A 9,857-nucleotide genomic window follows, 5' to 3' on the forward strand; every position below is an offset into this window, starting at 1 on the left:
GTTTACATCCGTCCGATGCTTATCATCCCGGTGTATGAGAGGCCGTAACCGAGTAGTGGGCGCCCTCCTGGCGTCCGTGATCGTCCTAGGGGCATGTGGCGGCGGCTCGGGCGGGCAGGCCACACCCGAACCCGCCCAGCCGGCTACCACTTCAGCGGTGACTACGGCCGCGGCCGCTGCTCCCAGCCCCACCGTTTCGGAGGGTTCTTCTGCCGAGTCCTCCACGACCGCGGCCGCTGCGACTGCCGAGACGACCGTGGCGACCGAACCTGCCGCCACCCCGGAGACGACTGCGGTCACGGAAACTACCGCCGCTCCGGAACCGACCGCTGCTCCGGAGACGACTGCCGTCACGGAGCCCGCCTTCGTCCCCGAGGGCCCTCCCATCCCGGCCCTGACCTTGGAACTGGACGACGGGACCACCTTCGTCACGACCGAAGCCACCCGGCCCGTCCTCTACCTGTTCTGGGCGGAGTGGTGACCGTCATGCCGACGGGAGTTGCCCGTCGTCGACTCTGTGGCCGCCGAGTACGCCGGCCAGGTGGACGTGATCGCGGTTGCCTGGGCCTCGACGTACGACAAGACGGCCTCCGCAGCCCGCGGATTCCTGACCTCGGGGGCCACCCGCTGGCTACTGGATGAGGACAATTCGATTTTCGCCGCCTTCGAGGTGACCTACCAGCCGGTCGGGGTGTTCGCGGTTAGTGGTGTCGAGGTCAACCGCTGGTTCGGTTCCATCCCCGAGCAGGAGCTCCGCCAGGCGTTCACGGACGCCCTGGCGTAGTTACAGGGCGGTGGCGATGGTGAGGGTGTAGGTGCCCGTTCCATCCCCGAAGCTGGTCACCTCGACGTAGTAGGTGCCTGTGCTCGGCGCCAACCAAATGAGCCGGGACGCTGTCGAGTCGCCATAGTCGTCGTTACCGTCCAGCCATATGCCGTCGGCGTCGTATAGGTCGAGTACGGAGTCTTGGAGGGTTCCGAGGGTTAGGTCCAGGTCGTAGAACTCCCCCTCTGTGGCTTGGAAGGCGAAGTAGTCGCCGTCGCCTTCGTATTCCATCTCGCCCTCGACGGCGATGCCTAGCTCGACGGCTGTTGCGTTTGCTGTCGAATTCGGGTGGTCGTCCGTGATGTCCGAGATGGTGATGGTGAGGGTGTAGGTGCCGGTGCTGGTGTCGAAGCTGGTCACCTGGACGTAGTAGGTGCCTGTGCTCGGCGCCAACCAAATGAGCCGGGACGCTGTCGAGTCGCCATAGTCGTCGTTACCGTCCAGCCAGGTGGCGTCGGCGTCGTATAGCTCGAGGACGGAGTCTTGGAGGGTTCCGAGGGTCACTTCTATGTCGTAGATTTCGCCCTCTGTGGCTTGGAAGGCGAAGAAGTCAGCGTCGTCTGCGTATTCCAGTTCTCCTTGGTTGGCCACGTCGAGCTCGACGGCTGTTGCGCCGTCTGCCGAATTCGGGTGGTCGTCTGTGATTTCTGAGACAGCGATGGTGAGGGTGTAGGCGCCGGTGTCGAAGCCGGTGACTTGGACGTAGTAGCTACCCGTGCTCGGTGCGTACCAGGTTATGTTGTCGTTGCCGGCCTGTCCGGTCAGCCAGTTGCCGTCGGCGTCGAATATGTCCAGTACCGAGTCCTGGAGGGTTCCGAGGGTTACGTCCAGTTCATAGAACTCGCCCTCTGTGGCTTCGAACGTGAAGAAGTCACGATCGTCTGCGTATTCCATCTCGCCCTCGACGGCGATGCCTAGCTCGACGGCTGTTGCGTTTGCTGTCGAATTCGGGTGGTCGTCTGTGATGTCTGAGATGGTGATGGTGAGGGTGTACGTGCCGGTGCCGGGTCCGAAGCTGGTGACTTCGACGTGGTAGGGGCCGGTGCCGGGTGCTTGCCATATGAGCCGCGATGCTGTCGAGTCGCCGTAGTCGTCGTTACCGGCCAGCGGGTGGCCTTCGGCGTCGTATAGGTCGAGTACGGAGTCTTCGAGGGTTCCGAGCGTGACGTCCAGTTCGTAGTACTCGCCCTCTGTGGCTTCGAAGGTGAAGAAGTCACGATCGTCCGCGTACTCCAACTCGCCAGGGACGGACACGCCGATCTCAACCGGTGTCGCCTCCCCGAGCAACTCGTCCGAAGGGAGCGCGCCGGTCGCCGACCACGCTAGGTCCGGAACGCAGTCGAACAGGCCGGGGAGGAAGTCAAAGAGCCCGGGGTCGTCGGCGGAGCCCGTGAGGAGGCTTGTCCAGTCGGTGTCGGTTACCCATTCGCGAAGGCAGGATGCTTCCTCCTCGCTGAGGTCTTCGAGGGTCATGCCGGTTTCCTCGAGCATGGACGAGATGAACATGTCGGGGGCGCACTCGATCAGATCGGCGGCGAATCCCATGAGTCCGGATGGGTCGTCGGCGGAGCCGGTGAGGAGGTTTGTCCAGTCGGTGTCGGTTACCCATTCGCGAAGGCAGGATGCTTCCTCCTCGCTGAGGTCTTCGAGGGTGAGGCCCGTTTCCTCGAGCATGAGTGAGACGATCAGATCTCGATTGCAGGTCAAGAAGGCCGTGGTGACATCCCGTGTCACTTCCGTGTCATCAACCGACAGGGCCAGCATGGTGGCAACCACGTCGAGCCCGGCCACCCACTCGGCCAGGCAGGCCTCCGTGTCCGCGTCCAATTCGAATGCCTCGTCCTCTCCCAATCCTGCGACCATCGTGGAAAGGAACACGGCTTGGGCGGTCTCAGGAGCGAGGCACGAGAAGATCAAGATCACCCACGCTTCCGGGGTCTCTGACTCCGACATGACCGGCCGGGCCAGCACCGACTCCAATGTGTCGCCATCGAACGTGTCGCGGACACACTCCTGCTCGGACGTGGCGAGAGCGTCGAACACGTCTCCCCATTCGGTATGGGCATCCACCCGGAGATCGAAGTCGGAGGTGGCTCCGGTCGTATCGGGTGGGACCGTCGTCGTGCTGCTCGGCGCGGTTGTCGTGCTGCCTGAAGTCGTTGTTGTTGGAGTCGTAGTAGTAGTGGTGGTGGTGCTTGGCGTCGTTGTCGTGTTGCTCGCGGCTGCGGACGTCGACTCCGGCGTCGAGTCGCCCCCGCACCCCGCTAGGGCGATGATGACAGCCAGGGCGCCAAGTGTCGGGATCCAATGGACTCGAAAAGGGGTTGCCAACGGTTCCGCCTGACCGTTCGACATCGTGTCTCCTGCATCTGGTTCCGACCGCGAGACACAGCCTAGGTTCGCGGGGCCGGTTACAGGCGCACACCGGTCCGAAGCAGCGCGTCCAGCAACTCCGTGATCGTTAGGTCAAGTTGGTCTCGGACACCGGGAGACGACGCAGCAGAGTCGGCTTACGGTCGGGCTAGGGCGAGCCTGAGCGAGTTGAAGCCGCGCAGGACGAAACGTGCCGGTCGCACCGGTTGCTCGACCAACTCCAGCCCGGGGCACCGGGTTGCGAGCCGGGCGAGGGCCACCTCCACCTCGAGACGGGCCAGTGGCGCGCCCAGGCAATGATGGATTCCCCCGCCGAAGCTGACGTGGGTCGGGTCGCCTCTTCCGATCCGGAAGGAGTTCGGGTCGTCGAAGTGGCGGGGGTCCCGATTGGCACATCCGAGAAGAACGGTCACCTGTTCGTACTGCCCGATCGTCTGCCCACCGACCTCGTAGCTGTCGGCGACCACCCACCGGTCGAAGGTCTGGATCGGTGCGTCCCAGCGGAACAGTTCCTCGGCGGCGGTTGCCGGGTCGACCTTGCCGCCGGTGAGAAGACTCCACTGGTCCGGATGCTGCATCAGTGCCAGCACTCCGTTGGCGAGCGTGTTGACGGAGGCTTCGTGGCCGGCGTTCAGCAGGCTGATGATCGTCGACACGATCTGGGTGTCGGTCAGGGTGCCGTCCTCGGTCCTGGCGAGGCACAGGGCGGTGATCATGTCGTCGCGGGGCCGGGCACGCCGGCGGTCCATCAGGTCCCGGCAGTATTCGGCGAACTCCTGTGAGGCCGTCACTGCGGCGCGGGTGTCTGCCCCGGTGATGTTGTACTCGTACATCCGGGTGATCCGGCTCGACCAGTCGAGCATCCGGCGCCAATCCTCGGTCGGGACGCCGAGTAGCTCGGCGATCACCTGGACGGATAGGGGCGCCGCGTAGTCGTTGACCAAGTCGAAGCGGCCTCGCCCGACGACCGGGTCGAGCAGGCGGTCGGCAAGTTCGCCGATGCGCGGCCGCAAGCCGGCTAGCCGCCGCATCGTGAAGGCCGTGGAGACCAAGCGGCGGATCTTGGTGTGGTTGGGTGGTTCCAACCACACCAGAGCCCAGTGTTCCACGTTGTAGTAGGGCCCCAAGTCGTCGCGGAGCGGGGGGAGTCCCCACGCCGCCCTGTCCACGGTGGGCTGGTCGATCCGGCCGAGCCGGCGGTCGCGCAACGCCCGACGGACATCGTCGTGGCGGGTCAGGAACCAGATCGGTCGCTCACCGGCGCGGCCCGGGCCGCGGAAGACGGGTGTCTCCTCGCGGATCCGGTCCAACGCCGGATAGGGGTTGCGGAGGAACTCGGGGTCGTAGGCGTCGAGGACGAACGTCATTGACGAACCGTAACAAAAGCCTTCCTCCGGCGCGTGAACGGATCGGGTGAAAGGCGGCTCAGTCGACGAGCGGCCAGGCGGCGTAGGTGGAAGTGCCCACGCCCGCTTCGAACTCGGCCGCCGACGCGTCGATCCTGCGGTAGGCCTCTCCGCTGTCGAAGCGGGTAAACGCGCCTCTGTCGAGGATCGCCTCCCCGTCGACGAATACGGTGTCAACGGTGCTGGACGCCCGGAAGTAGACGAGATTGTCCACCGGATCGCGGAACCGGGGGTAGGCCTCCGGTCTGTCCAGCCGGTGTACTACCAGGTCGGCGCGCTTGCCAACCTCGATCGATCCGATCTCGTCCTCGAGACCCAGCGCCCTGGCGCCATGGAGGGTGGCCATCTCCAGGACGGTCTCGCCGGTGAGGACCGGCAGTTCGCCCCGGAACTCACGGAACCCCACCGCTGCCAGATAGGCCTGGCGCAGCACGTCCCGGCGTCCGCTGTAGCCATCGGAGCCGAGAGCCACCGGCACTCCCTTGGCCAGCATCTCCGGGAAGGAACCGACCCGGATGGCGCCCATGCCCCGTCTGAGAGATGCGGCCGGGCAGTGCACCACCCGGGCACCGGAGTCGGCGACCAGGTCTACCTCCCGCGCCGACAGATGGTTCATGTGCACGAGGGTCAGGTTCTCGTCCAGGACGCCGATGTCCGCCAGGTGCTCGATGGGGCGGCATCCGTACAGCGCCTCCGAGATCGTCACCTCCTCGGGGTCCCACGACTGGTGCATGATCATCGGGGCCCCGTGCTTGCGGGCCAGGGCCTGAGCCTCGACCAGCAATTCGTCCGAGCACCGCATGCAGCCGTACATGGTCGCTCCGGCCCGGACCCGGCCGCCGTTGCGGAACGGGTAGCGGGCCATCTGTTCCTCCAGCCGTTCCACGCACTCCCGTGTCGGAATTCGCAGCGTCTCCGCCTCTTCGTCGGACATCGCCCCGGCGGAAGTGTCGCGACCGGGTACCCGCGGGTTGAAGTCGAGCATCCGGTGTCCCGGCATTCCCCGCATCCCTACCGTCTCGATCGCCCGTACGGTCTCCTCCAGGAAGAACGAGCCGCCGGTGTCGCTGTAGGCGGTGGTGCCGTTGGTCACCATCTCCATGCACGAGAGCAGCGCGCCCAGATGGTCGGTCTCGGGACTGCGGTGCGTGAACAGCCAGCTGTCCACCGCCTCGTAGTCGGCGTGGTCCTTGGGGGCCATGCCACGGCTGAGCTCTGAACTGCCGGCGTGGACATGGGCATCGATCAGGCCCGGATGGACGAGTGCTCCCCCGAGGTCGCGGACGGCTGTGGCGTCAGTCCCGGGCGCCACGACACGATCCGGACCCACGTCCGCTATGCGCCCATTGTCGACGGCGACGGCTCCGTCGACCAGGATCCGCCGGTGTGGATCCATGGTGATGATGCGACCATGGCGGAGAAGCAGATCAACCGTGTTGTCGTTGCTGTTCCCGCGTTCCAATTGTTCACCTCCTGGAACCAGCCTACGGTTCCGTCCTCACGCATGCGCACGGTGTATGCGCGTTAGAGTCTCATTCGGGTCTCGGTGGCTGATCGAGGAGGGTTCGGATGAACGACGCCGGAACGGTCATGACCGTACTTGGACCGGTGCCGGCTGACGCGCTCGGGCTCACCCTTCCCCACGAGCACATCTATTGCACCCTCCGCCATGCCGACTACCGCTATGACGTGGCGGATCAGTTCGTGGACGAGGAGGTGATGGCGGACGAGGTCATGGCCTTCGCCGACCTGGGGGGCGAGACTATCTTCGATCTGAGCGTTCCCGACAACGGCCGATCCCCCGAGCGGTTGAGAACGTTGTCGGAGCGGACGGGTGTGCACTTCGTCATGGGTTGCGGCTGGTATCGCGGCAACTACTACCTGCCCGAGGAGCGGATCGACCGGCGGCCGGCCGGCGACCTCGCGGACGAACTGATCCGGGAGATCACCGAGGGCGTGGGTGACACGGGGATCCGTCCGGGCGTGATCGGTGAGATCGGATCCGAGAAGGACTGGGTGTCACCCGCCGAGGAAAGGGTGCTGCGGGCCGTCGCCCGGGCACACAAGGCCACCGGTCTGGCAATCGGCGCCGTCCACGCCGTCGGGCCGGTTGCTCCGGAGCAGCTCACCATCCTCGAGGAGGAGGACGCGGACATGACCCGGGTGGCGGTCGCCCACTGCGATGCCTATCCACATCTCCGCTATCTGCTCGGACTCATCGAGAGGGGTGTGTACATCATGTTCGACAACTGCGGCCAGTACAGGGGACTGGGTCAGTTCGAGGACCGTATCCTCCGTCTTATCGTGGAGCTCCTAGACCGTGGCCTTGACGACCGGCTGATGCTGTCCCACGATGTCTGCAAGCTCGGACAGCTGCGAATACACGGCGGTACCGGGTTCGTCTACCTGTCCGAGACGTTCCTGCCGGCACTCTCCGCCAGAGGTGTACCGGACGAGACGATTAGGACCATCACCCATGACAACCCCCGGCGCTGGCTGACCGGAGTATGAGCACCGGCGAGTGCCTCTTGGGCTGGTACCAGGCCGTTGTCGACGAGTACCGCCGGATCACGCCCCGGTCGGCGGCCCTGTTCGTGCGGGGCGGAGGGGTCCTCCCCGGTGGCGATACCCGCTACTCGATCACCACCCGCCCGCACCCTCCTTACTTCGAGCGCGGTGAGGGTCCCTACATATGGGACGTGGACGGGAACCGCCGCCTCGACCTGAACAACAACTCCACGGCGCTGGTCCACGGCCACGCCCATCCGGATATCGTGGCGGCGGTCCGCTCCCAGGCCCTGTTGGGGACCGCCTGGGGTGGTCACAACCCGATCGAGGTCGATTGGGCGCAGTTGATCTGTGAACGGGTTCCCTCGATCGAGCGGGTGCGCTTCGCCAACTCGGGCACCGAGGCCAACATGCACATGCTCAAGGTGGCGCGGGCCTTCACCGGCCGGGATCTCGTCCTCAAGCTGGACGGTGCGTACCACGGAACCTACGACGCTTTCGAGTTCGCAGCCACACAAGACGGCCGCCTAGCGCCCAGTACAGGAGGAGTGCCCGCCAACCTGTCGGAGAACATCGTCCTGGGCGCCTGGGGCGATACGGATGGTGTCGCCGCTCTGATACGGGAGAACGCCGACCGCCTGGCCGCGGTGATACTCACCCCCTTCCGATCGGCGGGCGGGTTCGCCCATCCTCCCGATGGTTTTCTGGAGACGTTGAGGGCAGTGACGGCGGACGAGGGCGTTCTCCTCCTGTTCGACGAGGTCATCTCCCTCCGCCTCGCGATGGGGGGCGCGCAGGACCGCTACGGAGTGGTGCCCGACATGACCGCCCTCGGCAAGCTGATCGGGGGCGGCCTACCGGTGGGCGCCTTCGGGGGGAGGGCCGACATCATGGCGGTGACCGACCCGCTAGGTGACATGAAGGTGGCGCTGGCAGGTACCTTCAACGCCAACCCGATGACCGCCGCGGCTGGCGTCGCCGGCCTGCGCCTGCTGACGCCTGATGTCCACGAACGGATCGACCACTTCGGCCGTGGGCTGCGCGAGGGGTTGTCCGCAGCGGTGGCCGAACACGGGCTGCCGCTCCGGGTGGAGGGCGGCGGCTCCCTGCTCACCCTGGCCTGCGATCCGGAGGTGACCCGGCCGGACGTGCTGACGACCGGCCTAGCGCTGGCCTTCGGCAACCGGGGCGTCTTCGGCTTCCCGTTCCTGTCCACCTCCTCGGTAATGGAGGAAAAGCACGTCGAATACGTCTTGCAGTCGGCCGCTGCCGTCTTCGAACAGGTGGCAAAAGCTCTTTAGGTCGGAGCCCGGCGGCACGCGCACAATGCCCGATTCCGGGCTCGCATGCACCGATCAGAGCACATTGGCCCGTGCTGTCCTGCCCGCTCCGTGCCCGTCCGGTTCAGGATCGGGCGTCGAGGCAGTCCGGCTCTGCTCGGCTCTCCGCCCAGTGCAGGATCTTGCGATCTGATGTGACCAACAGGCGCCCGGTGAGAATGGCAGCCGCGGTGATGAGTTGGTCAGCCGGGTCGGCGTGAAAGCCGTCCCGTCTCTCCAGGGAACCTGCCAGGATCGACATCTGCGATGTCACGGGTATCTCATGCAGACCCTGGTCCAGCAGGCTGCGGAGCCATACGCCGGGCTCTTTCCTGAGGTCGATCCTCCCATCCCAGTGGAGCTGCGCTATCTCGAGCATCGAGGTGGATGAGAACCTCAGGGAACCGCCGGAAGCGGCATCTTCGATGGCGGTCCTAGCCATAGGTCCTAAGCTCGGGCTGCCTCGCGACATCCAGAGCAACGCATCCGTGTCGAGGATGAGGTCCACGCTCAACGCTGGTCGTTGCTTGGAGTGCCGGTCAGGACTCTTTCTGGGTCGGAGACGACATGCCAGTGGTCAGGTGGCACGGCCGGTTCGGTCAAGTCGGTGCCGATGCGGATGTCGTCACTCCACCCGATGACGCTCGCCTCGGATGACGCTACCGCCGGCACTACGGCTGCGACCGGTCGTCCGTGCTTCGTGACAATGAGTTTCTCACCCGTGGCATGGACCTCGTCCAGCAGTTTCAGGCATCGGTCACGAAACTGGGCGGCGGGGATGGTTCGGGTGCCGGCCCCCATACAGTTCCTCCAAGGAGTGTTGTACAGAAAATTATGGGAATTATATAGTTAGCTTGACCGGGTAGGTGGGTGGGCGGTACTCTGAGCATCGCCAACGAACACCCCATCCTTTCGGGGAACCCCCTGATCCGCAACCCATGCCGTGGGGACTGTCATTCGTGTGCATGGTCCCTTCGGTGGTTGCGGTCACGGGTGTTCGTTGGCAAAAGGATGCCAGACCCAACCGAAGGGACCACCAATGGTCACGGGCGAACCGTCGCGTCGTGCTCAACGCAGGGCAGATCGGGCACAAGCACGACAAACCGCTAAAGAGGACAAACAGGCCGCGTTCGCAGCCCTGGTGGAAGCCCAGCAGACCCTCCGGGCGAGGCAGAAGGAGTATCGGGCAGCCAAGCGACGGCTCCGACGGTTTACTACGCGGCGGCTGGCGTGGGTTGCTGGTGGGCTGGTCGCTCTGCTAATAGTCGGGAACGCTGTCAACACTGACATGAGCACCGACCAGCCGTCGGCTACCTCGAGCACGATAGCCCGTCCCGCCACAACCAGGGCGCCGACCACCACGTCTAAACCACTGATGGCGATCAGTGAGATTCCCCGGAGTTGATCGTCGAAGTTCCCCACCCC

General features: G+C 65.2%; 9 protein-coding genes. 4 read left to right on the forward strand and 5 right to left on the reverse strand.

From position 1 onward, the window contains the following. Positions 1–34: 34 nt before the first annotated feature. Together OXM57_04705 and OXM57_04710 are read left to right on the forward strand one after the other, a co-directional pair. Positions 35–481 (forward strand): hypothetical protein, encoded by a 447-nt coding sequence (locus tag OXM57_04705; protein MDE0351967.1) that lies wholly within the window; start codon positions 35–37, stop codon positions 479–481. A gap of 18 nt (positions 482–499) precedes the next feature. Then, positions 500–784 carry a hypothetical protein gene (locus tag OXM57_04710; protein MDE0351968.1) on the forward strand — a complete coding sequence of 95 codons (285 nt, stop codon included), beginning with the start codon at positions 500–502 and terminating at the stop codon, positions 782–784. On the opposite strand, the gene OXM57_04715 is transcribed toward OXM57_04710, so the two are convergent. The 3 genes from OXM57_04715 to OXM57_04725 form a co-directional block, all read right to left on the reverse strand. Continuing rightward, on the reverse strand, positions 785–2,896 hold the full coding sequence (locus tag OXM57_04715; GenBank protein ID MDE0351969.1) for a pre-peptidase C-terminal domain-containing protein: 2,112 nt from the start codon (positions 2,894–2,896) through the stop codon (positions 785–787). 440 nt (positions 2,897–3,336) lie between these two features. Then, positions 3,337–4,566 carry a cytochrome P450 gene (locus tag OXM57_04720; GenBank protein ID MDE0351970.1) on the reverse strand — a complete coding sequence of 410 codons (1,230 nt, stop codon included), beginning with the start codon at positions 4,564–4,566 and terminating at the stop codon, positions 3,337–3,339. A gap of 58 nt (positions 4,567–4,624) precedes the next feature. Beyond that, entirely contained in the window at positions 4,625–6,067 is a 1,443-nt protein-coding gene (locus tag OXM57_04725) for an amidohydrolase family protein (protein MDE0351971.1), read from the reverse strand. Between the two features lie 107 nt (positions 6,068–6,174). On the opposite strand from OXM57_04725, the gene OXM57_04730 reads away from it, so the two are divergent. Together OXM57_04730 and OXM57_04735 are read left to right on the forward strand one after the other, a co-directional pair. Then, on the forward strand, positions 6,175–7,116 hold the full coding sequence (locus OXM57_04730; protein MDE0351972.1) for a hypothetical protein: 942 nt from the start codon (positions 6,175–6,177) through the stop codon (positions 7,114–7,116). Continuing rightward, the gene (locus OXM57_04735) at positions 7,113–8,414 is read left to right on the forward strand and encodes an aspartate aminotransferase family protein (protein ID MDE0351973.1); all 1,302 of its coding nucleotides are present in this window, start codon (positions 7,113–7,115) and stop codon (positions 8,412–8,414) included. Before OXM57_04730 ends, OXM57_04735 begins: the two co-directional genes overlap by 4 nt. Positions 8,415–8,517: 103 nt before the next feature. Here OXM57_04735 and OXM57_04740 read toward each other — a convergent pair whose 3' ends face one another. Both OXM57_04740 and OXM57_04745 read right to left on the reverse strand, forming a co-directional pair. After that, the gene (locus OXM57_04740; protein MDE0351974.1) at positions 8,518–8,874 is read right to left on the reverse strand and encodes a PIN domain nuclease; all 357 of its coding nucleotides are present in this window, start codon (positions 8,872–8,874) and stop codon (positions 8,518–8,520) included. 68 nt (positions 8,875–8,942) lie between these two features. Next, positions 8,943–9,233 (reverse strand): type II toxin-antitoxin system prevent-host-death family antitoxin, encoded by a 291-nt coding sequence (locus OXM57_04745; protein ID MDE0351975.1) that lies wholly within the window; start codon positions 9,231–9,233, stop codon positions 8,943–8,945. Positions 9,234–9,857 lie beyond the last annotated feature (624 nt).

This window comes from bacterium, from assembly GCA_028820935.1.
Classification (GTDB): Bacteria; Actinomycetota; Acidimicrobiia; order Spongiisociales; family Spongiisociaceae; genus Spongiisocius.

Coding starts and splice junctions, on each gene's coding strand:
- OXM57_04740 (MDE0351974.1), bottom strand. CDS start 8,874: ATGGCTAGGACCGCCATCGAAGATGCCGCTTCCGGCGGTTCCCTGAGG.
- OXM57_04705 (MDE0351967.1), top strand. CDS start 35: ATGAGAGGCCGTAACCGAGTAGTGGGCGCCCTCCTGGCGTCCGTGATC.
- OXM57_04745 (MDE0351975.1), bottom strand. CDS start 9,233: ATGGGGGCCGGCACCCGAACCATCCCCGCCGCCCAGTTTCGTGACCGA.
- OXM57_04735 (MDE0351973.1), top strand. CDS start 7,113: ATGAGCACCGGCGAGTGCCTCTTGGGCTGGTACCAGGCCGTTGTCGAC.
- OXM57_04720 (MDE0351970.1), bottom strand. CDS start 4,566: ATGACGTTCGTCCTCGACGCCTACGACCCCGAGTTCCTCCGCAACCCC.
- OXM57_04730 (MDE0351972.1), top strand. CDS start 6,175: ATGAACGACGCCGGAACGGTCATGACCGTACTTGGACCGGTGCCGGCT.